Raw genomic sequence first — 26,867 nt, forward strand, 5'->3', positions numbered from 1 at the left:
AGCAGAATTGCTTTATTCATCTTAGATGAATCTTAACTTGCCTTAAAATCTTTATTATTCTTAATGGTTTAAAATGTATTCTGTTTTTTGACGCAAAGATATTATTGCTGTTCTTTTGATTACAGGAAGCAAAGAAAGAATCAACAAGTTGATTTTATGAAGCTGATGTAATAGCTTCAGGAATATAATTATTGACTTATCCCTTTAATTAATCCTCAATAGTCAGTTTCATAGTATAAAATAAATTTAAACATTTGTTTAAATTTTTCTTTTAAGTTAATGGAAAGATACTTACATTTGTTAGACAACAACCATAAAAACAATGACAATGAAGATTAAGAAGACAGAATTTCCTGAAAAATCTATTTTATCTCCGGAAAAAAAAGATTTCAATTATATCGATAGTTTTGAAGGAGAATTTGCGGATGGTGGCCGGAATATTGATATCTCAGAAGTAGGAAGAGCATTCTTTACAAGCGGGCCAAAATGGGGAAAGAAAATGTTTGCTTTCAGGAATAAAGCAGTGGGAATATTCGGGCTGAAGACCGGATCTGAAGCTGAAACAAGGCAAAAGGAAAAGGATTTTAAATGTGAAGTAGGAGAACGTGTGGGGCTTTTTAAGGTGTTTGATAAAACCAGCAACGAAATTGTTCTGGGAGAAGATGATAAGCACCTGGATTTCAGAGTATCTCTTTTAGTTGAAAAGAGTAAGGTGCATTCTGATGAAAATTCACTTACCATTTCTACTACCGTAAAGTATCATAACTGGCTGGGTGTGCTTTATTTTCTACCTGTACGACCTTTCCATAAGCTGATTGTTCCGGCTATGCTGAAAAATATGATCCGGCAGCTGCAAAAGAAGAAATTGCGTACCGTGTAAATATTGATATAAAATGACCATCCTCATCACAGGATGGTCATTGTTTTTAAGGGATAAAATTTAATAATAACTCAATATCCCGGTTGTTTAATTTATGATCCCTGAGATCTGTGATAAAAACAGGTTGAAAAGAATAAAATTATAGATAATGTGAGGAAACTAAATAAATTTTTCACATGATAATGATAATTTCGTAAATATATAATTTGATTAAGAATAATACAATGTTTATAGTACAATATTGAAAAAAAAACAAGATGAAAAAATTCGGATAATTTTGGACAATTTTGTACTTTTGTATGTTTGCTGAAATCATATATGTCACAAGAAATAAATCCAACCTACTCCGAAGATAATATCAGAACCCTCGATTGGCAGGAACACATCCGTTTGCGCCCCGGTATGTACATCGGGAAGCTCGGTGACGGTTCTTCCGCCGATGACGGTATTTATATCCTGTTAAAAGAAATCCTTGATAACTCTATTGATGAGTTCAGAATGAGATCAGGGAAAAGAATTGAAATAAAACTGGACGATGGCAAAGTTACCATTCGTGACTTTGGACGTGGTATTCCGCTGGGGAAAGTTGTAGATGCCGTCTCAAAAATGAATACCGGAGGTAAGTACGACAGTAAAGCGTTTAAAAAATCGGTAGGTTTGAACGGGGTCGGTACCAAAGCGGTAAATGCCCTTTCAGATTACTTCAGAGTTCGTTCTTTCCGCGACGGAAAAATGAAAGTTGCTGAATTCTCCCGTGGGATGATCACAGAAAACTTTGATGAGAAAGAAACTTCAGACAGAAACGGTACTGAAATTTCTTTTATTCCTGACGGAGAAATCTTCCTGCACTTCAAGTACAGAAAAGAGTATATCGAAAGAATGCTCCGCAACTATGCTTACCTGAATCCGGGACTTAAAATTCTTTTCAACGGAGAAACCTATTATTCTGAAAACGGTCTTAAAGATTTGTTGGAAGAAGAGCTGGAAAGCGATATCCTTTATCCGATCGTCCATTTAAAGGATGATGATATTGAGGTAGCCATTACCCATTCTGACAAATCACAGACAGAAACCTATTTCTCATTCGTGAACGGACAGAATACCACGCAGGGAGGAACACACCTTAATGCATTCCGTGAAGCGTATGTGAAAACAATTCGTGAATTTTTCAATAAAAGTTTTGATGCTTCCGATATCAGAAAGTCTATCATTGCAGCCATTTCGATCAATGTAGAAGAACCGGTTTTCGAATCTCAGACCAAAACAAAATTAGGATCTAATGACATGGGACCGAACGGACCTACCGTAAGAACATTCATTATTGATTTCCTGAAGAGTAAACTGGATAATTTCCTGCACAAAAATCCGGAAATAGCAGAAGCAATTCAAAGAAAAATATTAATTTCCGAAAGAGAAAGAAAAGAGCTTTCAGGAATTCAGAAACTGGCCAGGGAAAGAGCAAAAAAAGTATCTCTTCACAATAAAAAACTTCGTGACTGCAGACAGCATTATAACGATCAGAAAGCCGAAAGGAAAGGAGATACGCAGATCTTCATTACCGAAGGAGATTCTGCATCCGGATCTATCACAAAATCCAGAGATGTAGAAACTCAGGCTGTTTTTTCACTGAAAGGAAAACCGCTGAACTGTTATGGTCTTACCAAAAAAGTGGTATATGAAAACGAAGAATTTAACCTTCTTCAGGCCGCTTTAAATATTGAAGAAAGTCTGGAAGACCTGAGATACAATCAGGTAATTATTGCTACCGATGCCGATGTGGATGGAATGCACATCCGCTTGCTGATGATTACTTTCTTCCTGCAGTTCTTCCCGGATCTGATTAAAAACGGACATCTGTATATCCTTCAGACTCCGTTATTCAGAGTAAGGAATAAAAAAGAAACAAGATATTGCTATACAGAAACAGAAAGAATAAAAGCATTAAACGAACTGGGGAAAAATCCTGAAATCACGCGATTTAAAGGATTGGGAGAAATTTCTCCGGACGAATTTAAGCATTTCATTGGTAAAGATATCCGTTTAGAACCTGTAGTAGTGGGAAAAGACCAGACGATTGATCAACTTCTGGAATTCTACATGGGGAAAAATACACCGGACAGACAAACCTTTATCTTAGAAAACCTGGTAGTAGAAGATGATACTGATATTGATAAAAAAGAAATACTGAATGAAGTAGAAAATTAAAAAAAAACGTATAACTTAAAAGACTGGTTGTAAGGGCCATTGCAGACTGAAAAAAAGCACAATTTTGGATGAAGTAGGAAATTATAATACTTACACAGCCAAAAAAATAAAATGAGACTAAGTAACCGTAATAAAACATCAATTTATAACTCTCTGAGTACACTGCTTTTGATGACAGCAGTGTTTGGTATAACTGTATTCGCTGCTAATGAATACAGGTTTCATGCAATGGGGAAAGAAAGTTATTTATTAATTATTGTTCCTGTTTTGCTGCTGATTATCTTTTATATCAGTGGAAGACAGATTTTTGAATACGACAGTGATGGGGAAGCTTTGAATTTTAAAAACAGGAATATTATTCCCTTTTTAAACAAACCTCTTCACGACGAATTTCCAAAATACAAACTGATAAAATATGATGTGGTCAGTATTCTCTTTTTCAAAAGGTTATACATTACCGTTTCCAGTAAAAATAATGGATCTACCATACTCAAATACCAGATATCTTATTTGGGTAACAAAGAAATAAACGATTTAAAACTCTCTCTGAATAAAGTTGTGAAAACTAATAAAGAGAAAAAAGATAAAATAGATGACGACAGAAGAATATTCGCATGAGGGTGAAAGCTTAAAAAAAGTTTCCGGGCTGTATAAAGACTGGTTTCTTGATTATGCTTCCTATGTAATTCTGGATAGAGCGATCCCTTCAATATATGATGGTTTAAAACCCGTTCAACGAAGAATTATGCACTCCATGAGGGAGCTGGAAGACGGCCGTTATAATAAAGTGGCCAATATCGTGGGGAATACCATGAAATACCACCCACACGGTGATGCTTCCATTACAGATGCCATGGTACAAATCGGGCAGAAAGAACTGTTAATAGATACTCAGGGAAACTGGGGAAATATTTATACAGGTGACTCTGCAGCTGCTGCGAGATATATTGAAGCAAGACTGACCCCTTTTGCCCTGGAAGTAGTCTTTAATCCTAAAACTACAGACTGGACAAAGTCTTATGACGGAAGAAACAATGAACCTATTGATTTGCCGGTAAAATTTCCCTTGCTTCTTGCACAGGGAGTAGAAGGTATTGGAGTAGGACTTTCCACAAAAATCCTTCCTCATAACTTTAATGAACTTATTAACGCATCTGTAGCCTACTTAAAAGGTAAGAAATTTGAACTGTATCCGGACTTTTTAACAGCCGGTTATCTTGACGTTTCCGAATACAACGACGGGCACAGAGGAGGAAAAGTAAGAGCAAGAGCCAAAATTACCCAAACGGATAAGCATACATTAGTAATTTCTGAACTTCCTTACTCCAAAACAACAACGGATCTTATTGACTCTATTCTAAAAGCCAATGAGAAAGGAAAGATCAAAATCAAAAAAATTGAGGACAATACTTCAGATAAAGTAGAAATCCTGATTCATATTCATAATGATGTTTCACCGGATAAGACCATTGATGCGCTGTATGCATTTACAGACTGTCAGGTAACGATCTCTCCGAATGCCTGTGTGATTGTAGGTGATAAGCCAATGTTTCTTACGGTATCCGATATTTTAAAAACGAATACAGATCATACCGTTTCATTACTGAAGAAAGAATTGGAAATTGAACTCCATGAGCTTCAGGAAAGCTGGCATTTTTCTTCACTGGAAAGAATTTTCATAGAGAACAGAATTTACCACGATATTGAAGAAGTAAAAACCTGGGAAGATGTATTGAAAACCATTGATGCAGGATTAAAACCGCATACCAAACATCTTTTAAGAGCCGTTACAGAAGAAGATATCTTAAAACTGACAGAGATCAGAATCAAGAGGATTTCAAGATTCGACTTAGATAAATTTAAAGAAAATATTGCTTCGCTGGAAGGTAAAATAGAACAGGTAAAATACAATCTGTCTAACCTGATTGCTTATGCTATCGATTACTATTTAAATATTCAGAAAAAATACGGTAAAGACAAACAAAGAAAAACTGAGCTTAGAATCTTTGACACGATTGATGCAACAAAAGTAGCCGTAGCTAATGAAAAATTCTATGCGAATTTCGAGGAAGGTTTCATCGGAACATCTCTGAAAAAAGACCAGTATTTGTTCGACTGTTCTGACATTGATGATATCATCACATTCAGAAAAGACGGAAGTATGAAGGTGGTAAAAGTGGAAGCAAAAACTTTCATTGGTAAAGATATTCTTCATGTTGCCGTTTGGAAGAAAAACGACAAGAGAACCGTGTATAATATGATCTATCGCGAAGGAAGGGAAGGACCATACTATATGAAACGCTTCTCTGTAACCGGAGTAACCCGAAATACAGATTATCCGTTAGCTTCAGATAAAAAAGGATCTGAAACATTATATTTCTCAGCTAATCCTAATGGTGAGGCAGAAACAGTTACTGTATTGTTAAAGCCAAATCCGAGAATCAGAAAGAACAAAATGGAGATCAATTTCTCAGATCTTGCCATTAAAGGGCGTGATTCCAAAGGAAATCTGGTGACCAAGTATGCCGTAAAGAAAGTAGATATGAAGGAAGAAGGCGTTTCTACGCTCGCTCCTAGAAAAATCTGGTTTGATGATACGGTGAGGAGACTGAATGCTGATGTAAGAGGTACATTACTGGGAAGTTTCAAGGGAGATGATAAAATCCTGACCATCAATACAAACGGTGAAGTAAAACTGGTGTCTTTTGACTTGGGTAACCGTTTTGATGATGAATACCTGGTGTTGGAGAAATGGAGACCTGCACAGCCGATTACCTGTATTTATTACGACGGAGAAAAGGATATTTATTTCATTAAGAGATTCTTACTGGAAAATACAGTGAATGTACAGACTTTCATGCCTTCTGAACACCCGAAATCATTCATTGAAAATGTAATTGTTGCCAACGATGTTACTGCAGAAATTATTTTTGCAAAAGATAAAGGAAAAGAACGCGATCCGGAAACTATTAATATTGATGAATTCATAGCAGTAAAAGGAATAAAAGCTATTGGAAACCAGTTTACGAAATTCAAAGTAAAAGCCATCAATATTACCATTCCTGAACCTGTAGAAGAAGAGCCTGAAGTATACGAAGATCCAGAACCAACAGGCGAAACGGATGAAGATGGAGGAATGATTGGGGATTTGTTCCAGGGTGACGGAAATAATGAAAATGAATAGACTAAACTAAAGATGTCTGTTCAGATATAACATAAAAAGAACACAATGGATATAGTTGTTATCATTATCATTGCAGCCACATGTATTTTTAGTTACATGGGGTTCAATAATACAGCATTATTTGAAAAATATAAATTCAATGTCGGAGCAATTGCGAATCGTAAAGAATATGTAAGACTTATCAGTTCTGCGTTTCTGCATGCAGACTTTATGCACTTATTTTTTAATATGCTTTCTTTGTATTTTTTCCAGGGAGTCGTTATTAGTTTCTTTGGAGAAATAGGATTTCTGATTCTATATTTTGGATCAATGATTCTGGGGAATTTATTCAGTTTACAGATTTATAAAAACCAACCTTGGTATTCGGCAATTGGTGCGTCAGGTGCGGTTTCGGGAATCATTTTTGCTTCCATAGCCATGGCTCCGAATGAGATCAGTGTCAACTTCTTGCCAGGATGGTTATTTGGAACACTGTATTTTGGGTACTCAGTATATATGATGCTGAATCCTAAGCAATGGGATAATCTGGGGCATGCTGCTCACCTTGGAGGAGCATTTTTCGGGTTGGTTTACTCTATTGTAATGCATCCGCAGCTTGCCATGAGCAATATTCTTTTCTTAGGAATCATGTCACTTCCGTTAATTTATTTAGGATATGAAATTTTTGTAAGGAAGCGAATAGGATAAAAGACTATTTTTTAATCAAAATATCAAAACCAATGAACACATCAGGGTTAAACAGTTTCATCGTGATACTTATCTATGGTTCATTGGTTTTGCTTTCTCTGCTGAAGCTGGCCAATCCTTTACGGGTAAATCATAAAGCCAATTTCTGGTTCGGAATATTTCTCTTTCTGTGGTCTACCTTTTGGCTGGATGAAGTGCTGTTTCTCATCACCGGTTCAATAGTGGAATTTCATTCCCTGTTTTGGGTAAGGTTTATTCAGTTTTTTACCCCTATCGTTTTTTACTTTAGTGTACTTTTTTACACCAATCCTTCCTTTACTTTTAAACTTACAGATGTTAAGTTTTTAATCCTTCCTGTAGCTTTTCTGGTTTGTCTTGTATTGATCAAATTGGGCTATGTAAAACCATTTGAATATATCAGTATTATTCTGATCCTGATTCAGGCTCTCTTCTATACGGTACTTTCCTATATTACCATCAGGAAACATCAGAAAAAGATTCAGCAGTTTTCTTCCAATACCGAAGGAATCAATCTGAACTGGCTGGAATATATTATTCTGGTGCTCCTTATTGTGAATATCATCTACGTGATTTATAATCTGTTCTATGATCCGAAATCACTGAATTTCTTTATCAATGCCGTCTTTTTATCCGTTATTTATTGGGTAGGATATTATTCTATGAAACAGAAGGAGATTTATCCTTTAGAGGAAAAGCAGAGACAGGAACTGATCTCTATGGATGAAGATTCCGATCCAGAAGAAGTTAAAAGAAAACTGATCTCTGATGAAGAATTAGCAAAGATTAAAACATCACTGGAAGGGATTATGGAACTTCAAAAGCCTTATCTTGACAGCGAACTTAACCTTATCAAACTTGCCGAAATGCTGTCCGTTTCTACCCATCATTTGTCTTACGTCATTAATACAGGCTTTGGAAAAAATTTCTTCCAATATGTGAACGAATACAGAGTAGACTACGCCAAAAGACTTCTGAAAGAACCCAACAACAAATTATCCATTTTGGGGATTGCTTACGAATCAGGGTTCAATTCTAAAACTTCTTTTAATACAACCTTTAAAAAAGTGACCGGACAAACTCCTTCTGAGTTCAAAAAATAAGTTCCGGTTTATAAACTTTTACTTTTTTATGTTTCTAATCGATTGATTTGTAATTGATTGATTGTTTTTCATTTCGTGAGTTAAAATCGGTTCGGTCAGATAATCCGGAACATTTAAGCTTACCTTTCACCATAGTTTTGTACCCTAAAATGTAAACTTATGGATACCCAAGAATCATATGCAGTTGTCACGGGAGCCAGTCAGGGACTCGGAAAATCATTCGCTGAACATCTGGCGAAACAAAAGATCAATGTCATCCTTATCAGCCTTCCGGATCAGAATCTCAAAGAATTTTCTGAATATCTCAAAAGGGTGTATGAAGTAAAAATTCATTACTATGAAACAGATCTTTCAGTGCATGAAAATGTGATGAAGCTTACAGAATGGCTCAACAGCTCTTTTAATATTCATATTCTGATCAATAATGCAGGACTTGGCGGAACAAAGAAATTTACGGAAGCTTCTTCGGATTATATCAACACCATTTTACAGGTGAATGTCGCAGCCACTTCACTGATTACCCATCAGCTGCTTCCTAACCTTTTAAAACAACCCAAAGCCTATATCCTGAATGTTTCAAGTATGGCAGCCTTTTCACCCATCGGTTTTAAAACGGTATATCCAGCTTCTAAAAGCTTTATCCATTCATTTTCAAGAGGACTGCATGAAGAACTGAAAGATACCAATGTTTTTGTAAGTGTTGTGAATCCGGGAGCCATGAAAACCAATAAGGATGTTTGTGAAAGAATAGAAAAGCAAGGTCTTATGGGAAGATTAACCCTTTTAAATCCTGACAAAGTGGCTTCCTACTGCATCCGGCAATTGTTTAAAAAAGATTCCGTTATTATGGTGAACCCAATCAGCTGGCTGGTGATGAAAATTGTACCCATATGGATCAAGCTGCCTTTAATGACCCAGGCTATAAAAAGAGAAATCGAAGCATGAAAAAAGTGTGTGTAACCGGAGCAACAGGGCTTCTGGGAACTAATGTTATCCTTAAATTATTACAAAATGATTATTCTGTTATTGCTCTGGTGCGCCAGAAAAGCAGCTGGCTGGGCGAAGAAAACAAAAATCTGAAGCTGGTGGAAGCAGACCTTTCATCCGATATCTCAGCATTTCTTACCAATATCGACTGTATCATTCATATTGCTGCGGAAACACGCCAGAATCTCATCCGTTATGATGAATACAGAAAAGTGAATTACGAAGTAGTTGTGAATCTGTTTACCCAGGCAGAATTGATGGGTGTAAAGAAGTTTTTATTTGTAAGTACAGCCAATACCTTAGGATTTGGAACTACAGCCTTTTGGGGAAGTGAAAAAGCACCACAAATCTATCCTTTTACCCATTCGTTGTATGCGCAAAGTAAGCTCGCCGCTGAAGACTATCTTTTAGAAAACGGTAAGAATACGGACGTTATCATTGTTAATCCCACCTTTATGATCGGAGCATATGACAGCAAGCCAAGTTCCGGAAAAATCATCTTCTGGGCCTGGAAAAAGAAACTGGTTTTCTATCCGAAAGGAGGGAAGAATTTTGTACATGTGGAAGATGCAGCCAAAGGAATAGTAAAGGCTGTTGAAAAAGGAAAGAATGGAGAAAAATATCTTCTAGCGAATGAAAACTTAAGCTACATAGAGTTTTTTAAGAAAGTAAACCGGATTACCAGGCAAAACCCAATTATGATCCCTATTCCCAACAAACTTTTGAGTTTCCTTGGATTAATAGGTGATGGTTTAAGAAAATTAAAAATTAAAACGGATCTGAGTTCTGCCAATATGAAAGCCCTTCAGATTAATAATTATTATTCTCATCAGAAATCAATAGAGGAGTTGGGAGCTCAATACCAGCCTATTGATAAAGCGATCGAAGATGCTGTTCAGTATTTCATTGAAAACCCTGTCAGGAATAAAAAAACCAGCTCTTAAAAGCTGGTTTTTATAAGGTTATCTTGTGATTTTCTGAGTTACATTTTTATTGGAAATAACGCAGGTTTTGCTACAGTTATTAGTACTTGAAATATTAACCTGTACCAATGCCGGCAATGATCTGTATTCTTCCTTGTTGTAAGGCGCTTCAGTACCATTGCTTCCGCCTCCTTTAATATCATATTGTATCTGGGCTACTCCCGTGAATCCCGCTGCAGGTTTGAAAGAAAGCGCCCCGGTAGCGGGGAAATAGGTCCATGTTCCCTGGCTGTTGGTATAAACACCTCCTGTGATATTCGGAATCACAGCTCCGTTGTTATCCAGAAAACGGAACGAATTAAAATCAAGGTTGTTATACGAAAGTGTTGGCGGGTTTTGGCCACTTGCTGACGAATAAGCCGCATCATTAAGCAAAGGGTAGTAGATTGACTTGATCCCCGGGCAACCTGCAAACAAATCATCCGTTACTTCAGCAGCATAAGGTCTTGTAACCCCTAAGTTTTTCAATAAATGGATATTTTTGGCAGCTCCGGTAGAAGCGGCAAATCCAATTCTGAAAGTAGAAGGTGCTGAAGTATCCAGAGTTCTTACCGTACTGTTGGAAATGGTAGTCTCTGTATATTTCAGAGAAGTAGGATAGTAATAATTATCAATCACTTTTTCTTTCACTGTCCCATGCTGTATTTCCAGGGTTATATTGTAACCGCCGACAGGATTGGGAACTAATGTAATGTATGCTTTACGGAACCTTGCATCATTTTCATTTTGAGGAATTGTTGTTCCGCCACTTTCAATGCTGAATTGCTGAAGAGTCGTATTTTTAATGCCAATATACTTTCCTGTTGCCGTATCCAGATAAGCAGATCTGTTGCTGCTGGAAGGTGATGCATTGGTCGCTATGCTGTAAAGCAATGGATAGCCATTATATCCTGCAGGCTCAGCTGAAGACAGATATTGGTTTCCACGTTTTCCTCTTAAAGAAACATTGCTTCGCCCATCGGCTAGGCCTACTCCAAATATCCCATTTCTAACCCTTTCACCCTGGTTGAAACTTGTTTTAAAGTTTCCGAATTCATCCAGACCTATTCCCAGATAGGCTCCTCTCAGTCCTTCCGTAGATTCTCCTCCGCGTACAAAACTATATCCTAATCCTCCACCAAAATATCCGAGATTAAGCTGGTTTTTAGGGATAGATCCATCAACCAGGAATATAGAAATTCCGTCTCCTCCGTTAGTATTTCCACCATAAATCGCGAATTCAAACTCGAACTTGATTCCCTGGTCACTTTTGAAAATTTTATCGGCAAGTATTACTCCTCCTGAAATATTATTGACACTTCTGGTAAGCCTTAATCCGTCTGTCGTAAAGGTTGCATCATTCTGAACACCGCTGGTAGCTACTTTATAAGCTTCCTGGGGCTGCAATCCCTGAGTAAAGTTTACAAAATACGGATATCCGGTTCCCTGTTCGTTCTGTGCATAAATGCTTTGAGAAAAAATAAACAAGGGAAATGCAAACAGTAATCTTTTATATCGTAAAATTGAGCTGCTTTTTATCATCACTCAATTATTTAACAACGAAAACAATATTGATAAAAGAACAGTCCGTTGCTGCAGCTTTTACATCATAAGTCATTACCCCGTCATCAGAAATAGAAATATTACTGAATACATTAGGATCAGCATCCGTTACATAATAGTAAAGATCTTTACTGGACGGGAAAAAAGGAATTGAAGCGGGAGCACTGGTGCTCTTTGCTTTTGGAGAGCCAAACTGGGTTTTATACAAAGTATATAAATCTTTGGTTCGTCCAGTGGCTGTGGTGGAAGTGTCAAAAGAAACACTAGGCATATAAAACATTTTTACAGCATTATTGCTGATACAAAGCCAATCAGGTTTGGTAGGAGTTCCGATATTCTGACTCAGACATTTTTTGTCGGTATCATAGATCAGAAGTGAGTTGGCCGGATTCGCAATTGCATCTCTTTTGGCTGTGGTCAACCTGGGTATCAGCATCCCTTTATTGGGGCTGTAAACATCCAGAATCGCACTTTGATCAGGTGTAGATATATTAATCCCAACTTGAGCGAAAGTAAACGAGCTAGCTAAAACGATTGGTAGAAATAATTTTTTAATCATGATGTCTTAATAATTTTTTATCTGTGTGTATGTTTTTTTAGAAAAGAATGGTTGCTGGCTTAATTCTACAAAGGCAATAGTTACCACTGACAAATTCATTAAAACAATGAATTGTTGTGTTCAAATAATAGCCCAATGAGACCTTTTGTTCAAAAGCTCATCATCAGATACAGCCAGGATATTTATAAAGAAATATCTTATGCCTACCTGGGCAGTCGGTCGAAAAAATAAATTGATTATGTAGCCGTATAAGCTCTTAAATAAGTAAGATTCATATTCCCTCGTGTTTTTTGCAAATATACAAAGAAATATTCAGGCGTTTGTGTTTATAGAATTAATTCTAAACTTTTGTTAATAATTAACATATTTTGGTTTAAATTTTTACATAATTTATAAATCAGTAAGATTGTTTTTATTGTGCAAATCTTTCCATTCTATTAAGAAATCTTAAAAAAAAGATGCTGTTGACGTGTAGAAATTTTAAAATAAAAGAAAATATTATTCTTTTTAATATAAAGGGTTGAAAAAGAGACTATTTTGAAAAATTATTCAATGCATCATTCAGAGTGCCTACAAAATTGACATGTTTTGTTTTATTGCTTTCAAAAATAAAATCCTTCATGCTCTTACTTTCATATTTACTGAAATCACCTACAATAGCTAATCCTATACGATAGTTTGAGAACTTTTGAAGAATCTCTCCGGCCATTTTTGTTTTTAAATCAAAGAATTCAGAGGTGATGTTTTTTTCATGAAGAATAACTTTATCAAACCCTTCATAATAGATATTCCCCATAAGATCCAGTCCGTCCTGTGCAGACCGGATAATGATGTCTTCAGAAATAATTTCTGCAATTTTTATAGTGTTGATTTCGTGTGATTTGATGAACATGGTATTAATAATTAATTATTTCTTTCCATAAATAAACCGGTCGTTTTCAGATAAATCCTTCAATAATTGAGCGTTAGAAAAATCACGGTACAATTCCAGCGTTTCAGGACCCAGTTTCTGATTGATTTCTAAAAACAGCAGTCCTCCTTCTTTCAGATTCTTTTTGGCATCTTCCGCAATTTTTCTGTAAAAGATTAAGGCGTCTGAAGTAGGAGAGAAGAGTGCCATTTTAGGTTCAAATTCTTTCACGGAATCCGCAATTTCAATCTCTTCCTCAATCCCGATGTATGGAGGATTTGAAATGATGATATCATAATTTTCAGCCAGTTCAATATTGAGATAATCAGCATGGATGAATTGGATCTTCAATTGATGATATTCTGCATTTCTTTTGGCTGTTTTCAAAGCTTTTTCGGAAAAATCAATGGATGATACTTCCGCTTCCGGGAAATGTTTCTTTAAAACCAGAGGAATAATCCCGCTTCCGGTTCCTATATCCAAAATCTTTAAACCTTGAACATTAAACTTTGAATCTTTAATCTCCCTGATGGCCATCTCCAGCAGTTCTTCCGTTTCTGGGCGGGGAATCAGAACATTTTCATCCACAAAGAATTTCATTCCGTAAAATTCTGTTTCACCCAATATCTGCTGATAAGGCCGTCCGGTTTTAAGTTCCGAAACAAGATGATCAAGTTTTTCTTCATCATCAATCAGAAGTTCCTGCTCAGAGAACCTTCTTTGCTGAAACGGATCAAAACCTACGATCTGCTGAATGAATAAAGACGATAAAAACATACTTTCCGACTCTGTATAAAGGCCGGAAAGCTCTGTCCTGAAATATTTTTTAAATGCTGAAATTGTCATCTATCTTGTAAAAACCAGTTTTGTATCCGTAGACTTCTCTTCATCAATTCTGTATCCTTCATAGTTGAATGCTTTTACATCCTCCAGGGTTTTAGCGTTGGTTTCTGCACAGAATCTCACCACAAGGCCTCTGGCATGTTTGGTATACACAACAATAGTCTTCAGTTTTCCGTCTTTTAATTCATAGAAATCAAAATCAATTACGGTATGGTTCAGTTTCTTTCTGTCAATTACTTTCCCATACTCATTGCTGGCAAGGTGAAGCAGGATTTCTCCTTTTTTCATCTCAGAATTCAATTGTTCCGTAATCTTTTCTCTCCAGAATTCATACAGGTTTTTGTATTGCTCAAATTCAAAAGGACGACCCATTTCCAGCCTGTAAAGCATCACTTTATCAGAAGGTTTCAGTAAACCGTAAAGCCCGGAAAGCATTCTGTAGTTTTTCTGCAGATAATCTACAGCATTTTTATCCAGTGTTTTGGCATCCAGTCCTCTGTAAACCTCTCCTGTAAAGGCAAACATGGCGGGAGCAGATTCTTTCGCTGTAGGTTTGGATTTCCATTTTTGATTTCTTTCCCAGTTTTCATCAGCAAGCTTAGGGGATATTTCCATCAGCTCGGAAAGATATTTTGGCGATTTTTCTTTTAAATAAGATTGTATCAATGCTGCTTCTTCAATGAATCTTGGAGTAGAAGATTTCAACAGATCTGTTGAATTTTCCACATTCATTAATTTGGCAGGAGATGTTATAATTTTCATAATGTTAAAATACAGATAAGTGTTTAATATCAATAAAATTCATCATCATCATAGCAATAAAATCAATCATAAAATGACAGATGATCAGAACTTTAATATTTGAATAACGTTTATAAAATACAGCAAACACGATTCCGATAAAGAAAGGTCCGAGAACCTGGCTTATGGTACCGTAAGTACTATGTAAAATTCCAAATAAGACCGATGAAATAACAATTGCAACGGTGGGGTTGTTATAGATTTTTTCAAGCCTGGACTGTACATAGCCCCGCATCAGGAATTCCTCTACAATAGCAGCTGTAAGGCATGTAAAAATAACTAAAAAATAGTTATTTCTAAAAATAAGTACAAGGTTGAGAAGTTTAGTGCTTATTTTTTCCTCTATAAAAAACAGGATGACAGCATTCAGAATCCCTCCGCCAATCAAACAGATAAAATATAAGCTCAGTACAGCTTTGATATAAAATGCAGCTGAATATTTTTTCTCTTCTTTTAAGAAAAAAACGCTTTTCTCAATACAGAAACTGTAGAGAAATACAATGATAAGAATGATCCATAGTACAATTCTACTGAGGAAAAAATTGGTTACTGTGATTCCTTTTACTCCTGTTAATGTGGTAACAGCAGGAAAAGAGTACAGCATCGCTGCAGCTAAAATAACAAAAGTGAGTAAAATTCCTACAGCATATTTCCCGGTAAGACTCATAATCCAATACCTAAACCTTGAACTTTAAACTTTGAATTAAACGATTCCTTTCCCCTGACGGATAATCTCCGGTTCTCCTGAAGTAAGGTCTACAATGGTGGAAGCCACATTATCCCCATATCCTGAATCAATCACAATATCTACCAGGTGATCATATTTTTCTGCAATAAGTTCAGGATCGGTAGAATATTCGATAATTTCATCATCATCTTTAATAGAAGTAGATGCAATCGGGTGACCCAGTTTTTCAACAATAAGTTGTGGAATTGGATGGTCAGGAACACGGATACCAATAGTTTTATGCCCTTTATAAGCTAAAGGTAAACTTTTATTGGCTTCGAGAATGAAAGTAAACGGTCCGGGAAGATGACTTTTCAGAAATCTGAAAACGGAGGTATCGATAGGTCTTGTAAAGTCTGAAAGATGGCTGAGATCATTACAGATAATTGAGAATTTTGACTTCTCAAGCTTCATTTTTTTGAGCTGAGCCAGTTTTTCCATGGCTTTTATATCAAAAATATTACAGCCTAAAGCATAAATCGTATCAGAAGGATAGATAATCAGCCCGCCGTTGTTTAAAGTTTTAATAACCTCATTCACAAGATTTTCCTGTGGGTTGTCCGGATAAATTTTTAATATTTTTGCCATAAAACAAAGATACAAATAATAAAATAGTTTTCATAAAAGTCCTTTATTTAAAAGAAAAATTAGGATTTGTAAAAAATATTCGTACCTTTGCAATCCAATATCGCGGGATGGAGCAGTAGGTAGCTCGTCGGGCTCATAACCCGAAGGTCATCGGTTCGAGTCCGGTTCCCGCTACTAAGTAAGTACTTTCGGTAAGTACTCTAAAAATATACCGCGGGATGGAGCAGTAGGTAGCTCGTCGGGCTCATAACCCGAAGGTCATCGGTTCGAGTCCGGTTCCCGCTACTAAGCAAGTGTTTTCGGTAAGCACTCTAAAAATACACCGCGGGATGGAGCAGTAGGTAGCTCGTCGGGCTCATAACCCGAAGGTCATCGGTTCGAGTCCGGTTCCCGCTACTAAGCAAGTGTTTTCGGTAAACACTCTAAAAATATACCGCGGGATGGAGCAGTAGGTAGCTCGTCGGGCTCATAACCCGAAGGTCATCGGTTCGAGTCCGGTTCCCGCTACTAAACGAAAGAGAAGCAATATGTATTGCTTCTCTTTTTTATTTATTATCCAGTCATTGCGAACAAAGTGAAGCAATCTCAGGTCGGAATAATGTGAAGAGACAAACTTTTATAACTGAATTTACATTTTGGGTAAGACTCAAAGATTTTATCTTCGGTAAAGTAAATAGGGAGAAGGGTTATATGGTATGTACTACTGGTTTTTCCACAGCTTATATGCCTCTTTCATACAATGTCCGCAGGGACGATAGCCATTTTCTAAAGCTTCTTTTTCGTCTGCAAAGAAGATCCTGTTTTCTTTCTTCATTCTCTTTCCTGAGCGGCAGCTGAGCAATCCATAGATTTTCAGTTTTTTATTCCCTCCAAAAGAAATGTCTCGGTGGTCGATTTTACTTCTAAGACTTTCGGCTGTGATTTGAGAATGCTGAATCATAGTTCACTTATTTAATAATTAGGTGGTTGCATCGTGGAAAATAATACCTAGCGCATAACGGTTTCCTTCTCTCACTTCACTTACTCCATGTTTCATATTGACTCTGTAGTATCCTTTGGTTCCTTTTTCCGGTTTAAACTGAGTCGTAAAAATAAGGACATCTCCTTTTTTAGGTTTTAAAACAATAGCTTTTGACTGCGCTCTCGGAATCTGTTGGGTAAGGACAAACTCACCGCCTGTAAAATCTTTGTCGGGTTCGCTGAGCATAACAACAATTTGAATGGGAAAATAGATATCTCCATATAAATCCTGATGCAGCGTATTAAACCCACCTTTTCCATATTTCAAAATTAAAACCGTAGCTTTTTGCTGGCTGTTAAGATGGCACAGGTTCAGGAACTCCTGGTGCTCTAAAGGAAAATGAATGTCAATATCTAAAGCTTTAAACCACGTATTGGCAATAGAAGCCAGATAGGGATACATTGTTGTTCGTATAGTTTGAATGATTTCTGGTAATGGATAGGTAAAGTATTTATACTCACCCAATCCAAAACGGTGTCTGGCCATGACGACTGTTTTACGGTAAAGAGAAGAATGATCGTAATCTGCTTTTAATAGTTCACATTCTTCCCCAGACAACAGATCAGGAATGATGGCATACCCGTTTTGATGCATTTTTTCTGTAACGTTCTGCCAGTCTGTATTTTTGATTGTATGGACAATATTTTTCATTGGTTTGATTTTATTCTGCAAAAATCTATAGTTCCTCAGAACAACACAATCCGAAACGTGCGATATTCATTGCGTAGTTTATAAAAGATCAGAGTAAGTCTGTCTGGACTATGGTTTTAATATGATTCTGGATGATATCACTGGTCCTGTTTAAAGCTATTTTTGCCCTGTTAAATAAAAATAGATATAACGATGAATTACATGATTAAAAAGGCAAGTCTTGAGGATCTTGATGAAACGGCTGAATTGTTCAACTTTTACCGTATTTTTTACAGGCAGGAATCAGATGTAGAAAAAGGGAAGGCTTTTCTCAAAGAACGGTTTTTAAACAGTGAGTCTGATATTTTCCTTGCTGTAGCAGACGGAAAAGCCGTAGGATTCGTGCAGCTTTACAAATTATTTCATTATACCAGATTACAAAAACAATGGCTGTTAAGTGATCTTTTTGTTCATCCTGATTATAGAGGAAAAGGACTTTCTGTGGCATTAATTGACCGTAGTAAACAATGGTGTGAAGAAACAGGAGCATGCGGGCTGATGCTTGAAACAGAAAAGACGAATGATATAGGAAACCAATTATATCCACGCTGTGGGTTTGAATATGACGGATTGCATAATTATTACCATTGGTGGAAATAGAATAAAGCCGCTAGAAGATGACCTTTTTTTGCGGTATTTTACTTCTATAATGATAAGTAGTATTAGTTCTACAGTTCTTAACACTTAATTCTACAGGTATTTTCAACCAGCAGAAGGGTATAATCCTATTTTTGTAAAGCTCTTACAGATCATGGGTAGGACAGTTGATCTGTAGAGCGTATGCAAAAAAATCTCTGCCTAATTTTCTACTTTTTCCCCACGGTTTTATGATTAGTACCACAAAACTGCTTTTTCCGGCGGAGATTTTTTGCTTTTGAATAAAAAAAGAGAACGACGATGGTCATTCTCTTTTTTTATTCTTAAAATATATTTAAATATTATTGAGCCAGTTGAGCGTAAGGAGTAAGCTTGTTGTCATCAGACATTGTCTGTCCTAAAAAGTCTCTTTTCTGATCCGCTTTCATTCTGCCGGCTGCATCGTTTGCATTGAAATAAGCTTCGCTTAGTTTTGTAGCAATATCAGCAGGTTTGAATTCAAATTTTGTATCTCCTTCAACTCCTAAATATCCGTTCTTTCTTGTAAGGTTGGTAATATAATTGTTGTAATTGATCATTGTACCTCTCAACATATTGTTGTGATATTCCATACATTTCTTAGCTTTTTTGGAAGAATTGTTCAGGATACAGTTTTTCATATTGTTTCTGTATAAAAACCATTCAGATTCTAAAATACCATATTCTCTACCCAGAGCAATCTTCCCGTTATTCACAATATTATTATCTCCTTCTTTGGTAGCGATCGTCTGAAGATGCTGAATAACCAAAGGAACGGTAGCTTCAATTTTTGATTTTGTATCTTTTAATATGCTAAGATCGGCAGCAGGAGAACCCTTCTTTTGTGCTGTAGTAACGTTAAAAATAAGCAGTAATAGTACAATCAGTAAATTATATCTTTTCATGAGAAATTTTTAAAGCACTAAAATAAATATAATTTCCCGGTTAAAACAAATTCATTTTAATTTTATTTAATAAAAATTAACAAGTTTTAAGAATTTACCTCTGAAATGCTTCTTTTTCTATCGATTAAGCAGGCTGTATTTTCACTCTCTTAAAAATTTAATATATTTTAACTATTTTTATTTCATTGATTATCAGATAATTAATATTACGTAGGTGTTTATCACTAAAAAAATAGTTGTTTGATTCGATTTTATTTCTACATTTGTATAACTAATTTCTTAGTGATAGTAATATCGAAGGGTTTATATCACTATAACTGATAAATGAACAGGATATGAAAATTCAGACTTTAACAAAAGCAGAAGAACAGGTAATGCAGTATTTATGGAAAATAGAAAAAGGATTTCTAAAGGATGTTCTTGATCTTTTTCCGGATCCCAAGCCCCATACCAATACAGTCTCTACCATTCTAAAAGTATTGAAGGACAAAGAATTTGTAGACTATCGTGTCCATGGAAGACAACATGAGTATTTTCCACTTGTTTCAAAAGAACAATACTCAGGGAAGACCATAAAAAGTCTTGTGAAGAACTATTTCAAAGGTTCTTACAAAAGTGCCGTTTCATTTTTGGTAGAAAAAAATGAAATGACAGTAGAAGATCTTGAGATGTTATTAGATGAACTCAAAAAGAAAGACTAAGACCTATGGAAGCCATACTTTTATACTTTGGGAAAACTATTTTATGTTCAGGTGTAACATTTTTGTATTATCAGTTGTCATTAAAAGACAAGACATTCCATCATTATAACAGATTTTATCTGCTGGGTGCGATTGTGATATCACTTTTGTTACCACTCATCAGAATAGATGATTTTACGATAGAGGTAAATAATGATATGTATATGCTTCTTGACAAGATTCAGAATTTTAACACAGAAAAAAACATAGACAATGGTAACCTTTATTTTAACATTATTTTTTCAGCTCTGGGACTGGTTTCTCTCTATTTTTTAGGGAAGCTGTTGTATGGGATTTTCAAAATCCAGCAGTTTAAAAACCAATTTCAGAAAGAAAGTTTTGACGGGATCAATTTTTACCGTACAGACCTTACCGAAGCTCCATTTTCTTATTTTAAAAACCTGTTCTGGAAGAATACAATTACCCTGCATTCTGATATCGGAAAACAGATTTTAAAGCATGAAATGGTACATATTGAGCAGAAACATTCCTTTGATAAGATCTTTATCGAGATGGTAACTTCTGTTTTCTGGTTCAATCCGTTCTTTCATCTCATTAAAAGAGAAATTAATTTAATCCATGAATATCTGGCTGATAAAAAAGCCGTAAAACAATCGGACACCAAAGCATTTGCGCAGATGCTTTTAGCAAGCCACTTTTCCGGAACACAGTTGCCTGTTACCAGTCCGTTTCTAAGTTCAAACCTTAAAAAAAGACTTAAGATGTTACAAAAACCAAAAACCAAGTTCGGATATGCGCGAAGAATTTTTGCCTTACCGGTAGTATTCTCTATTGCTTTTGCTTATCTGGTAAATGCCAAAAACAGAGAAATTGAAGAGACAAACCTTTCTATAAAAAAAGCAGTTTCAGAAATCAAGAAAGATACGATACGACCTGAAAAATCGGCTCAGGGAAAAATTGCGGAACTGAAAACCTTATCGCCTGAAGACCAGACAAAAATTGCAGGGCTTGAAAAGAAAATAAAAGAAAAAGAGAAAGAGCTGAAAGGATTGGATCCCGAAAGTGATCTCTTCAGCGATAAAATAGAAGAAATAAGCAATCTGGCTTCAGAGATAGGAGAAATTGCTTCAAAAGTTGAAGTGGATAAGTATTTCAATTCTGCTGAATGGAAAAATCAAATGAAGGAACTTGAAAATATGGATCCTCTTGATAAGAAAGAACTTCGCAAAATAAAAAGAGCAGCTAAAAAAGCGGGAAGAGAGGCTGCAAGAGCAGTAAAACACATCGTTCCGCCCACACCGCCTAGTGCACCAGATGCACCTCTGGCGCCAATTGCTCCAGAAGCTCCACTAGCCCCAAAGGCTCCCAAAGTAGTTTACTTTAAAAATAATAACACCGTTTATTATAAGGATCTGAGTGCTAAAGAAAAAGAAGAAGTACGAAAAGCAATGGCGGAAGCCAGAGATGCGATGAAAGAAGCGGTAAAAGCCAGAGTGGAAGGTGAAACATCAAGAGCTGAAGGAGACAGAATCAGAGTGAAGGCTGAAAGAATCAGAATTGATGGGGAAAAAATCCGAAAACAAGTTGAAAAAGCCCGTGCAGAAGCAGAGAAAAGATCTGTCAGCTTTAGAAACGGAGCATTTATTAAATTTGACGGTAAACCTGATGTTATTGTAATGAATGCTGATTTTATCAAAAAGGATGGCAACGGAAATATTGCCATGAATGGGGTGAAAAATTTCAGAATAAGCGGTAATGATGATGTACAATACAAGTATTATATTGACGGAAGAGAAGTTTCTAAGGATGATGTAAACTCATTGGATACAAGCAATATATCGAAAGTTAATGTCAATACTCAGAAAAAAGGAGATGTTAAGCAGGGGGAAATAAGAATCGAAACAAAGAAATAAAGTTCCATCAGGCTTTGTCAGTTTCAGATTGGCAAAGTCTTTTTTAAACATACATTATGAAAAGTAAAATTCTATTTTTTTTATTTCTGGGTGTGCTTGCCAGTGCACAGGTTAACAGGTTTTTTTATGAATATAAGTTTATTCCGGATTCCAATAATAAGGAAGATGTAAAGACCGAAATGATGTTGCTCGATATCGATAAAGACGGATCAAGCTATTACAGCCGAGATAAATTTGTATCAGATTCTATTGGAAAGGCAGAACTTGAAAAACAGTTAAAAGCCGGAGGCGGAAATATCAGTGTTAACAGACGGGAAAAGCCCGGGCAGGTTTCTTATAAAGTGACCAAACAATATCCTGATTTCAAAACCTATCTTTTCAGAAGCGTTTCCACTGATAAATATAAAATAAAAGAAGACCAGAAACCGGAATGGAAAATATTACCTGAGAAACAGAAAATAGGAGAGTATCAGGCTCAGAAAGCCACTGCCAGCTTTGGAGGCAGGGAATGGATAGCCTGGTTTACGACAGATCTTCCTTTTCAGGATGGACCCTATGTTTTTTACGGACTTCCCGGCCTTATCGTAAAAATTGAGGATACTACCGGATCTCATATCATGACAATGAAAGGTAATAAAACGATTAATACTCCGGCCGGTGAATCGGAAATGCAGATGCCTGATCATGTAAAAGTATTGGGAATAGGCGGAAAAGAGCTGGAAGTAACGAAAGATCAATTTAAAAAAGTATGGAAGTCGTATGTAAATGATCCTGCTAAAAATATGAGAGAAATGATGATGAAAAATGGCGATGGCAATACTAAATTTAGTTTCAAGGTGAGAACAGGAGACGGCAAAGAAATCTCAGATCCCAATCAGGTACTTAGGGAAATAGAAAAAAATACTAAAGAAGCCCTAAAAAAAGATAACAATCCCATTGAACCGGATCTGGTAAATTAAAATTATATTTTCTAATATTTACAGGATGGCAAACGTGTCATCCTGTTTTTGTTTGACAAAAGTAGTCAAACAAAATGTGACAAATATCAATTCATGATGTTATATTATATTTTTTATCTTTCAATAAGCAATAAGCAATAAGCAATAAGCAATAAGCAATAAGCAATAAGCAATAAGCAATAAGCAATAAGCAATAAGCAATAAGCAATAATAATCAACGTTATATCTTATGACAGAAAAGGAAAAATGTGCAGCCGGGCTTTTATACAATGCCAATTATGATAAAGAACTGATTCAGGAACGTATTGCCTGCAAAGATCTGTGCCAGGAATATAACGGTCTGAAAAACTCAGATACAGAAAACAGAGACAGACTGCTTAGAAAGATTATTGGCAGTAGTAAAGAAAATATCTGTATAGAACCCAATTTCTGGTGTGATTACGGATATAATATAAAAACAGGAGAGAATTTCTATGCCAATCATAACCTTGTTATTCTCGATTGCGCTACTGTAGAATTTGGTGATAATGTCTTTATTGGTCCCAACTGCAGCTTTTATACAGCGGGCCATCCGCTTGATGTACAGCAAAGGAATGAGGGACTGGAATATGCACATCCGATCAAAGTAGGTCATAATGTATGGCTGGGAGGAAATGTGGTGGTACTTCCGGGTGTTTCTATCGGAAATAATTCGGTGATTGGAGCGGGAAGTATTGTTACAAAGGATATTCCGGATAATGCAGTAGCCGTGGGCAATCCATGTAAGGTTGTTAAACTTATAACAGAAAAAAACTAAAAACTATAGTAAACTAACCATGAAAAAAATGATCACTCTATTCAGCCTTATATTGGCTGTAATGACTAGTGCACAGAATCAAAGATTTATCTACGAGTACAAATTTATCACAGACTCTACCGCGAGAGATAAAGAGCTAAGTGAAACCATGTACCTGGAAGTAGCCTCCAAAGGATCCAAATTTTACAGCAAAGATTACTTCCAGTCCGACTCCACGATGAGGGCTATTACTGAAAAAGATACTGAAAGCTTACATATTAACCTCGGAAATTTTAAGTTTAAAGGCAAAATACGCTACAACATTGAAAAAATGTATCCTGAATATTCCACCAACTTCTTTACTACTCTGGGTTCTGATGAATATCAGGTAGAGGAAAAGAGAAAACAGAACTGGACAATTCTTCCCGAAAAAGAAAAAATAGGAGAATTTAGTGCACAGAAAGCTGTTTGTGATTTTGCCGGCAGAAAATGGACGGCATGGTTCACTACAGATCTTCCCATTCAGGACGGACCGTACAAGTTTTATGGACTTCCGGGATTGATTGTAAAAGTGGAAGATAATACCCATTCTCATTCATTCGAATTAAAAGGCAGCCAGAAACTTCCGGCTGGATATGAATGGAAGAGTACTAAAGATAAACAGCGTTATCATACCCTTATCACACTCAATGAAGCTAAATTTAAAAAAGCGTTTAATGATTACCGCCAGGATCCTATGAAGAGTCAAAAACAAATGCTGGCACAGGGCACCATCATTGAGATGAGAGACAGTACAGGAAAGATACTGGACCCGGTACAGGCAAGCAGAGATCAGGAAGCTGTGGCGAAAGCCAATATTAAAAAACAGAATAATATTCTTGAACTGGATCTGCTGAAATAAACTTAAAACATAAAAAAATAAAATCCCGGAACAACGTTCCGGGATTTTTTATATCTGAATAAGGATCAGTGATTATGCTAATTTCTGAGAATCTGCAATAAACTGAGCCAGTCCGCTGTCTGTTAATGGGTGCTTCAATAAGCTCAAGATCGGAGGAAGTGGAGATGTGATAACATCTGCTCCGATTTTAGCACAGTCGATGATGTGCATAGAGTGACGGATAGAAGCTGCTAAGATTTCAGTTTCGAACATATAGTTATCGAAAATTAATCTGATTTCCTGGATAAGGTTCAGACCGTCTGTAGAAATATCATCTAATCTTCCTAGGAATGGAGAAACATAAGTTGCTCCTGCTTTTGCTGCCAAAAGAGCCTGTCCCGGAGAGAAGATCAAAGTACAGTTTGTTTTGATACCTTTATCAGAAAAATATTTTAAAGCTTTGATTCCGTCTTTGATCATCGGAATTTTAACAACGATATTCGGGTGAATAGCAGCCAATTCGTCTCCTTCCTTAATCATTTCTTCATACGTTGTAGAAAGAACTTCCGCAGAAATATCTCCGTCTACAAGTTCGCAGATCGTTTTATAATGGTTTTTGATCGCTTCAGCTCCCTGAATTCCTTCTTTTGCCATTAATGAAGGATTGGTAGTTACACCATCTAAGATCCCAAGATCTCTTGCTTCCTTGATTTGCTCTAAATTAGCTGTGTCAATAAAAAATTTCATTTTGATAAATAGATTTATTGATACAAAGATAGGGAATTAATTGGGTTCTGAGGTATGAATTTTGAGTTACAGAGTTAAGAGTAAGAGAGTTTGAGTGTAGGAGAGTTTGAGAGTGAGAGAGTTTGAGTAATTGAAAAAAATAATTGTATGTTGATCTTAAATCAAATAGTTATTTTTGCTTCTGGCTTCTGGCTTCCAGCTTCTAGCTTCCAGCCTGACTAGTTTAAATTTATCATCCATGAAAAACAACAGTTTCACCGCTACATTGGAAATTATAGGAATTAATCCTTTTGTTTTTATTCCTGAAGAAATTCTGGAAGAGATTTTTAATGAATCAGGGAGAAATAAAAGTCCCATCGCTGTAAAAGGGACGGTAAATGGGAAAGAATTTAAGCAGAACCTGATGAAATATCTGGGAGAATGGAGACTGTATGTGAACCTGACAATGCTGAAAAACTCTCCGAAAAGAATCGGAGAAACTATTGAGGTTGTTCTGGAGTTTGATGATTCTGACAGAAGTATTTCTATCCACCCGCAATTGGAAAAAGCAATTAAAGAAAGTACTCTGGCAACAGCAAATTTTGAAAACCTGATTCCTTCAAGAAGACATGAGCTGATCCGGTATATCAATAATTTAAAAACAGAAGCCAGTATTCAGAGAAATATTGAGAAAATTATCAGACATCTGCATGGGGAAACAGATTTTTTCGGAAAGATGATTGAGTAGGATCATAGCAAGACAAAATTTCAAATAATACAATGTCGCTGATGAAGCTTTATGATATCCATGCGCTTAGAAAGAATCAATTTCATTGATTCCATCCTTTGCTTCCTCAAAAATTTAACAACATTTACTCGATCTTTGCGTTAAATTTAGATCATGATTTTTGATATTAAAACATATATAACTAAACAAAAAGACCGGAAAATTTTTCCGGTCTTTTTTATTTACTAAGAATTTAATGTTTTGCTAAGCTTTACAGCATCCTCATTGGTTGGGTCATACTGTATCGATTTTGCAATGTGTTCTTTTGCTTTATTAGGATCAGTTTGCTGTTCTGTAAAGGCAAGATAGAAATAAGCGTATGCAAGATTTTTCTTATTTTGCTCTACTTCTTCAGGTTTTACTGTTGCAATATACTTTTCGTAAGCAATTTTTGCATTGGCATCATCTTTTGCAGACTGATAGGCGTAGGCCTGGCTGTAATAAGATGGGGCCCAGTCTGGTAATAAAACAGACACTTTCTTCCAGGTATCAATGGCATTGGGCCAGTCTGAAGCTTCCTGGTAGGCATTAGCCAGTTTTGCTAATGATTCTGCATCTTTTGGATTGGCTGCAATCTGTTTTTTAAGACCTTCAATAGTTGGGTTTGCTGATTGGCTTGTGGAAGCCGACGTTTCCGGCTGCGTTGTTTGTGCGTTTACAAAACTTACACTTCCCGCTAGTATTAAACCTAAAAATAGACTTCTACTATTAATTTTACTCATTTTCATAATCTTATATTTTAAATTCAAAATCTAAAATTCAATAATAATTCCACAAAATCTTAAATTTTAGAGGCTTTAAGTTTTTTTAGAAAATATTAACGGGAAATAGTATTTTTTTAGTTTAATTTTTGATTCGTTCATCTTTGAACTTATCTT

At 36.0% G+C, this 26,867-nt stretch carries 27 protein-coding genes and 4 tRNA genes; 19 read left to right on the top strand and 12 right to left on the bottom strand.

Features of this window, described 5'->3' with window-relative positions; genetic code table 11:
• Nucleotides 1–328 precede the first annotated feature (328 nt).
• The 8 genes from RAH34_RS06125 (at nt 329) to RAH34_RS06160 (ending at nt 10,008) form a co-directional block, all read left to right on the top strand.
• The gene (locus tag RAH34_RS06125; RefSeq protein ID WP_114822442.1) at nt 329–880 is read left to right on the top strand and encodes a DUF2867 domain-containing protein; all 552 of its coding nucleotides are present in this window, start codon (nt 329–331) and stop codon (nt 878–880) included.
• Nucleotides 881–1,198: 318 nt separating this feature from the next.
• Entirely contained in the window at nt 1,199–3,085 is a 1,887-nt protein-coding gene (locus tag RAH34_RS06130; protein ID WP_062675146.1) for a DNA topoisomerase IV subunit B, read from the top strand.
• A 111-nt stretch (nt 3,086–3,196) separates the two neighbouring features.
• Entirely contained in the window at nt 3,197–3,703 is a 507-nt protein-coding gene (locus tag RAH34_RS06135) for a hypothetical protein (protein WP_114822397.1), read from the top strand.
• The gene (locus tag RAH34_RS06140) at nt 3,678–6,269 is read left to right on the top strand and encodes a DNA gyrase/topoisomerase IV subunit A (RefSeq protein WP_306595524.1); all 2,592 of its coding nucleotides are present in this window, start codon (nt 3,678–3,680) and stop codon (nt 6,267–6,269) included. Before RAH34_RS06135 ends, RAH34_RS06140 begins: the two co-directional genes overlap by 26 nt.
• Nucleotides 6,270–6,314: 45 nt before the next feature.
• On the top strand, nt 6,315–6,956 hold the full coding sequence (locus tag RAH34_RS06145) for a rhomboid family intramembrane serine protease (RefSeq protein WP_034696498.1): 642 nt from the start codon (nt 6,315–6,317) through the stop codon (nt 6,954–6,956).
• Between the two features lie 32 nt (nt 6,957–6,988).
• The gene (locus RAH34_RS06150; RefSeq protein WP_306595525.1) at nt 6,989–8,077 is read left to right on the top strand and encodes an AraC family transcriptional regulator; all 1,089 of its coding nucleotides are present in this window, start codon (nt 6,989–6,991) and stop codon (nt 8,075–8,077) included.
• A gap of 159 nt (nt 8,078–8,236) precedes the next feature.
• Nucleotides 8,237–9,022: an SDR family oxidoreductase gene (locus RAH34_RS06155; RefSeq protein WP_306595526.1), complete on the top strand. Its 786-nt coding sequence runs from the start codon at nt 8,237–8,239 to the stop codon at nt 9,020–9,022.
• Complete coding sequence (locus RAH34_RS06160) at nt 8,968–10,008, top strand: NAD-dependent epimerase/dehydratase family protein (RefSeq protein WP_306595527.1); 1,041 nt, start codon at nt 8,968–8,970, stop codon at nt 10,006–10,008. The genes RAH34_RS06155 and RAH34_RS06160 overlap by 55 nt, the downstream gene beginning before the upstream one ends.
• A gap of 18 nt (nt 10,009–10,026) precedes the next feature.
• Here RAH34_RS06160 and RAH34_RS06165 read toward each other — a convergent pair whose 3' ends face one another.
• The 7 genes from RAH34_RS06165 to RAH34_RS06195 all read right to left on the bottom strand — a co-directional run bounded on the left by RAH34_RS06165 (nt 10,027) and on the right by RAH34_RS06195 (nt 16,017).
• A complete protein-coding gene (locus tag RAH34_RS06165) occupies nt 10,027–11,568 on the bottom strand; it encodes a hypothetical protein (RefSeq protein ID WP_306595528.1) in 1,542 nt (513 codons plus the stop codon).
• Nucleotides 11,569–11,575: 7 nt separating this feature from the next.
• Nucleotides 11,576–12,148 carry a hypothetical protein gene (locus RAH34_RS06170; protein ID WP_114822391.1) on the bottom strand — a complete coding sequence of 191 codons (573 nt, stop codon included), beginning with the start codon at nt 12,146–12,148 and terminating at the stop codon, nt 11,576–11,578.
• Between the two features lie 532 nt (nt 12,149–12,680).
• Complete coding sequence (locus tag RAH34_RS06175; RefSeq protein ID WP_114822390.1) at nt 12,681–13,040, bottom strand: DUF4180 domain-containing protein; 360 nt, start codon at nt 13,038–13,040, stop codon at nt 12,681–12,683.
• A 15-nt stretch (nt 13,041–13,055) separates the two neighbouring features.
• Entirely contained in the window at nt 13,056–13,904 is an 849-nt protein-coding gene (gene prmC / locus RAH34_RS06180; RefSeq protein ID WP_306595529.1) for a peptide chain release factor N(5)-glutamine methyltransferase, read from the bottom strand.
• Nucleotides 13,905–14,663: a peroxide stress protein YaaA gene (gene yaaA / locus RAH34_RS06185; RefSeq protein ID WP_114822388.1), complete on the bottom strand. Its 759-nt coding sequence runs from the start codon at nt 14,661–14,663 to the stop codon at nt 13,905–13,907.
• A 4-nt stretch (nt 14,664–14,667) separates the two neighbouring features.
• A complete protein-coding gene (locus RAH34_RS06190; protein ID WP_306595530.1) occupies nt 14,668–15,369 on the bottom strand; it encodes a CPBP family intramembrane glutamic endopeptidase in 702 nt (233 codons plus the stop codon).
• A 36-nt stretch (nt 15,370–15,405) separates the two neighbouring features.
• Nucleotides 15,406–16,017 carry an L-threonylcarbamoyladenylate synthase gene (locus tag RAH34_RS06195; protein ID WP_114822386.1) on the bottom strand — a complete coding sequence of 204 codons (612 nt, stop codon included), beginning with the start codon at nt 16,015–16,017 and terminating at the stop codon, nt 15,406–15,408.
• Between the two features lie 101 nt (nt 16,018–16,118).
• On the opposite strand from RAH34_RS06195, the gene RAH34_RS06200 reads away from it, so the two are divergent.
• The 4 genes from RAH34_RS06200 (at nt 16,119) to RAH34_RS06215 (ending at nt 16,524) form a co-directional block, all read left to right on the top strand.
• Nucleotides 16,119–16,191, top strand: a tRNA-Met gene (locus tag RAH34_RS06200).
• Nucleotides 16,192–16,229: 38 nt separating this feature from the next.
• Nucleotides 16,230–16,302, top strand: a tRNA-Met gene (locus RAH34_RS06205).
• 38 nt (nt 16,303–16,340) lie between these two features.
• Nucleotides 16,341–16,413, top strand: a tRNA-Met gene (locus RAH34_RS06210).
• 38 nt (nt 16,414–16,451) lie between these two features.
• Nucleotides 16,452–16,524, top strand: a tRNA-Met gene (locus RAH34_RS06215).
• Between the two features lie 193 nt (nt 16,525–16,717).
• Here the strand turns inward: RAH34_RS06215 and RAH34_RS06220 are convergent.
• Complete coding sequence (locus RAH34_RS06220; protein WP_306595531.1) at nt 16,718–16,957, bottom strand: Ada metal-binding domain-containing protein; 240 nt, start codon at nt 16,955–16,957, stop codon at nt 16,718–16,720.
• 18 nt (nt 16,958–16,975) lie between these two features.
• The gene (locus tag RAH34_RS06225; protein ID WP_306595532.1) at nt 16,976–17,689 is read right to left on the bottom strand and encodes a 2OG-Fe(II) oxygenase; all 714 of its coding nucleotides are present in this window, start codon (nt 17,687–17,689) and stop codon (nt 16,976–16,978) included.
• A gap of 192 nt (nt 17,690–17,881) precedes the next feature.
• Here RAH34_RS06225 and RAH34_RS06230 point away from each other — a divergent pair, with 192 nt between their 5' ends.
• Nucleotides 17,882–18,328, top strand: a complete 447-nt coding sequence (locus RAH34_RS06230) for a GNAT family N-acetyltransferase (protein WP_306595533.1) — start codon at nt 17,882–17,884, stop codon at nt 18,326–18,328.
• A gap of 338 nt (nt 18,329–18,666) precedes the next feature.
• Here RAH34_RS06230 and RAH34_RS06235 read toward each other — a convergent pair whose 3' ends face one another.
• Nucleotides 18,667–19,248: a hypothetical protein gene (locus RAH34_RS06235; protein WP_306595534.1), complete on the bottom strand. Its 582-nt coding sequence runs from the start codon at nt 19,246–19,248 to the stop codon at nt 18,667–18,669.
• A 335-nt stretch (nt 19,249–19,583) separates the two neighbouring features.
• On the opposite strand from RAH34_RS06235, the gene RAH34_RS06240 reads away from it, so the two are divergent.
• The 5 genes from RAH34_RS06240 to RAH34_RS06260 all read left to right on the top strand — a co-directional run bounded on the left by RAH34_RS06240 (nt 19,584) and on the right by RAH34_RS06260 (nt 24,497).
• Complete coding sequence (locus RAH34_RS06240; protein WP_114821256.1) at nt 19,584–19,949, top strand: BlaI/MecI/CopY family transcriptional regulator; 366 nt, start codon at nt 19,584–19,586, stop codon at nt 19,947–19,949.
• Between the two features lie 5 nt (nt 19,950–19,954).
• Nucleotides 19,955–21,862 (top strand): M56 family metallopeptidase, encoded by a 1,908-nt coding sequence (locus RAH34_RS06245; protein WP_306595535.1) that lies wholly within the window; start codon nt 19,955–19,957, stop codon nt 21,860–21,862.
• Between the two features lie 56 nt (nt 21,863–21,918).
• Nucleotides 21,919–22,821, top strand: a complete 903-nt coding sequence (locus RAH34_RS06250; RefSeq protein ID WP_306595536.1) for a GLPGLI family protein — start codon at nt 21,919–21,921, stop codon at nt 22,819–22,821.
• Nucleotides 22,822–23,050: 229 nt separating this feature from the next.
• Nucleotides 23,051–23,617 carry a sugar O-acetyltransferase gene (locus RAH34_RS06255; protein ID WP_306595537.1) on the top strand — a complete coding sequence of 189 codons (567 nt, stop codon included), beginning with the start codon at nt 23,051–23,053 and terminating at the stop codon, nt 23,615–23,617.
• 19 nt (nt 23,618–23,636) lie between these two features.
• The gene (locus tag RAH34_RS06260) at nt 23,637–24,497 is read left to right on the top strand and encodes a GLPGLI family protein (protein WP_114821261.1); all 861 of its coding nucleotides are present in this window, start codon (nt 23,637–23,639) and stop codon (nt 24,495–24,497) included.
• 72 nt (nt 24,498–24,569) lie between these two features.
• Here RAH34_RS06260 and fsa read toward each other — a convergent pair whose 3' ends face one another.
• Nucleotides 24,570–25,223, bottom strand: coding sequence for a fructose-6-phosphate aldolase (gene fsa, locus RAH34_RS06265; protein ID WP_047094862.1), 654 nt, complete (start codon nt 25,221–25,223; stop codon nt 24,570–24,572).
• Between the two features lie 238 nt (nt 25,224–25,461).
• Here fsa and RAH34_RS06270 point away from each other — a divergent pair, with 238 nt between their 5' ends.
• A complete protein-coding gene (locus RAH34_RS06270; protein WP_114821262.1) occupies nt 25,462–25,950 on the top strand; it encodes a YdeI/OmpD-associated family protein in 489 nt (162 codons plus the stop codon).
• Between the two features lie 224 nt (nt 25,951–26,174).
• Here the strand turns inward: RAH34_RS06270 and RAH34_RS06275 are convergent, their stop codons facing one another.
• Nucleotides 26,175–26,711 carry a tetratricopeptide repeat protein gene (locus RAH34_RS06275; protein WP_228411995.1) on the bottom strand — a complete coding sequence of 179 codons (537 nt, stop codon included), beginning with the start codon at nt 26,709–26,711 and terminating at the stop codon, nt 26,175–26,177.
• Nucleotides 26,712–26,867 lie beyond the last annotated feature (156 nt).

The sequence above is a fragment of the Chryseobacterium sp. WLY505 genome (assembly GCF_030846215.1).
GTDB lineage: Bacteria > Bacteroidota > Bacteroidia > Flavobacteriales > Weeksellaceae > Chryseobacterium.

Bases quoted from the DNA above. Each gene is read 5' to 3' on its own strand.
- RAH34_RS06175 (WP_114822390.1), bottom strand. From the start codon at position 13,040: ATGTTCATCAAATCACACGAAATCAACACTATAAAAATTGCAGAAATT.
- RAH34_RS06195 (WP_114822386.1), bottom strand. From the start codon at position 16,017: ATGGCAAAAATATTAAAAATTTATCCGGACAACCCACAGGAAAATCTT.
- RAH34_RS06190 (WP_306595530.1), bottom strand. From the start codon at position 15,369: ATGAGTCTTACCGGGAAATATGCTGTAGGAATTTTACTCACTTTTGTT.
- RAH34_RS06235 (WP_306595534.1), bottom strand. From the start codon at position 19,248: ATGAAAAGATATAATTTACTGATTGTACTATTACTGCTTATTTTTAAC.
- RAH34_RS06220 (WP_306595531.1), bottom strand. From the start codon at position 16,957: ATGATTCAGCATTCTCAAATCACAGCCGAAAGTCTTAGAAGTAAAATC.
- RAH34_RS06155 (WP_306595526.1), top strand. From the start codon at position 8,237: ATGGATACCCAAGAATCATATGCAGTTGTCACGGGAGCCAGTCAGGGA.
- RAH34_RS06230 (WP_306595533.1), top strand. From the start codon at position 17,882: ATGAATTACATGATTAAAAAGGCAAGTCTTGAGGATCTTGATGAAACG.
- RAH34_RS06135 (WP_114822397.1), top strand. From the start codon at position 3,197: ATGAGACTAAGTAACCGTAATAAAACATCAATTTATAACTCTCTGAGT.
- RAH34_RS06250 (WP_306595536.1), top strand. From the start codon at position 21,919: ATGAAAAGTAAAATTCTATTTTTTTTATTTCTGGGTGTGCTTGCCAGT.
- RAH34_RS06160 (WP_306595527.1), top strand. From the start codon at position 8,968: ATGGATCAAGCTGCCTTTAATGACCCAGGCTATAAAAAGAGAAATCGA.
- RAH34_RS06165 (WP_306595528.1), bottom strand. From the start codon at position 11,568: ATGATAAAAAGCAGCTCAATTTTACGATATAAAAGATTACTGTTTGCA.
- RAH34_RS06275 (WP_228411995.1), bottom strand. From the start codon at position 26,711: ATGAGTAAAATTAATAGTAGAAGTCTATTTTTAGGTTTAATACTAGCG.
- RAH34_RS06270 (WP_114821262.1), top strand. From the start codon at position 25,462: ATGAAAAACAACAGTTTCACCGCTACATTGGAAATTATAGGAATTAAT.
- prmC (WP_306595529.1), bottom strand. From the start codon at position 13,904: ATGACAATTTCAGCATTTAAAAAATATTTCAGGACAGAGCTTTCCGGC.
- RAH34_RS06125 (WP_114822442.1), top strand. From the start codon at position 329: ATGAAGATTAAGAAGACAGAATTTCCTGAAAAATCTATTTTATCTCCG.
- RAH34_RS06225 (WP_306595532.1), bottom strand. From the start codon at position 17,689: ATGAAAAATATTGTCCATACAATCAAAAATACAGACTGGCAGAACGTT.
- RAH34_RS06170 (WP_114822391.1), bottom strand. From the start codon at position 12,148: ATGATTAAAAAATTATTTCTACCAATCGTTTTAGCTAGCTCGTTTACT.
- fsa (WP_047094862.1), bottom strand. From the start codon at position 25,223: ATGAAATTTTTTATTGACACAGCTAATTTAGAGCAAATCAAGGAAGCA.
- RAH34_RS06255 (WP_306595537.1), top strand. From the start codon at position 23,051: ATGACAGAAAAGGAAAAATGTGCAGCCGGGCTTTTATACAATGCCAAT.
- RAH34_RS06140 (WP_306595524.1), top strand. From the start codon at position 3,678: ATGACGACAGAAGAATATTCGCATGAGGGTGAAAGCTTAAAAAAAGTT.
- RAH34_RS06240 (WP_114821256.1), top strand. From the start codon at position 19,584: ATGAAAATTCAGACTTTAACAAAAGCAGAAGAACAGGTAATGCAGTAT.
- RAH34_RS06145 (WP_034696498.1), top strand. From the start codon at position 6,315: ATGGATATAGTTGTTATCATTATCATTGCAGCCACATGTATTTTTAGT.
- RAH34_RS06245 (WP_306595535.1), top strand. From the start codon at position 19,955: ATGGAAGCCATACTTTTATACTTTGGGAAAACTATTTTATGTTCAGGT.
- RAH34_RS06260 (WP_114821261.1), top strand. From the start codon at position 23,637: ATGAAAAAAATGATCACTCTATTCAGCCTTATATTGGCTGTAATGACT.
- RAH34_RS06150 (WP_306595525.1), top strand. From the start codon at position 6,989: ATGAACACATCAGGGTTAAACAGTTTCATCGTGATACTTATCTATGGT.
- yaaA (WP_114822388.1), bottom strand. From the start codon at position 14,663: ATGAAAATTATAACATCTCCTGCCAAATTAATGAATGTGGAAAATTCA.
- RAH34_RS06130 (WP_062675146.1), top strand. From the start codon at position 1,199: ATGTCACAAGAAATAAATCCAACCTACTCCGAAGATAATATCAGAACC.